1 protein-coding gene is annotated in these 750 nt (G+C 63.3%); it reads left to right on the forward strand.

What is annotated here, in order from left to right:
* Window positions 1–245: 245 nt before the first annotated feature.
* Window positions 246–750, forward strand: a 505-nt coding sequence (gene fae / locus L0966_RS22150) for a formaldehyde-activating enzyme (RefSeq protein ID WP_234054270.1), incomplete at its 3' end; no start/stop codon positions are given.

Consider the following 750-nt stretch of genomic DNA (forward strand, 5'->3'; position numbering starts at 1 on the left):
CGCTATCCGGTGAACCGGCTCGGCGGGGTGCCGGGCGCTGAAACAAGGGTAAGCGGCAGCCGACCGCTATCCGAGAATTTCCGGAAGCGGTCGTCCCCTGCCGGGTGTTCGTTGTTTCGAGGTTTTCCTTGGGTTCCGAGGCGCGCCGTTTTTCAAGGCGTTTCTTGTTTCAAGGCGCGCCTTGGGGTTCAGCGTGAGGCTGCACAAGAACAGCACCCGGTGAGATTTTTGGGAGGACGAGACCAATGGCGAAGATCAACAAGGTGATGGTGGGTGAGGCTCTGGTGGGCGACGGCAACGAAGTCGCGCACATCGATCTGCTCATCGGCCCGCGCGGCAGCGCGGCGGAAACCGCCTTCTGCACCAGCCTGACCAACAACAAGGATGGCTTCACCAGCCTCCTGGCGGTGATCGCGCCGAACCTGGCGTGCAAGCCGAACACGGTGATGTTCAACAAGGTGACCATCAAGGACGCGCGCCAGGCGGTGCAGATGTTCGGCCCGGCCCAGCACGGCGTCGCCAAGGCGGTGCAGGACGCGGTGGCCGAGGGCATCATCCCCATGGAAGAGGCCGACGACCTCTACATCTGCGTGGGCGTGTTCATCCACTGGGAAGCGGCCGACGACGCCAAGATCCAGTCCTACAACTACGAGGCCACCAAGCTCGCCATCGCCCGCGCCGTCAAGGGTGAGCCCTCCGCAAAGGAAGCCACCGAAAAGCGCGACGCAGTCAAGCATCCCTTCCAGGCCT

The sequence above is a fragment of the Xanthobacter sp. NM-59 genome (assembly GCF_021401125.1).
Lineage (GTDB): Bacteria > Pseudomonadota > Alphaproteobacteria > Rhizobiales > Xanthobacteraceae > Xanthobacter.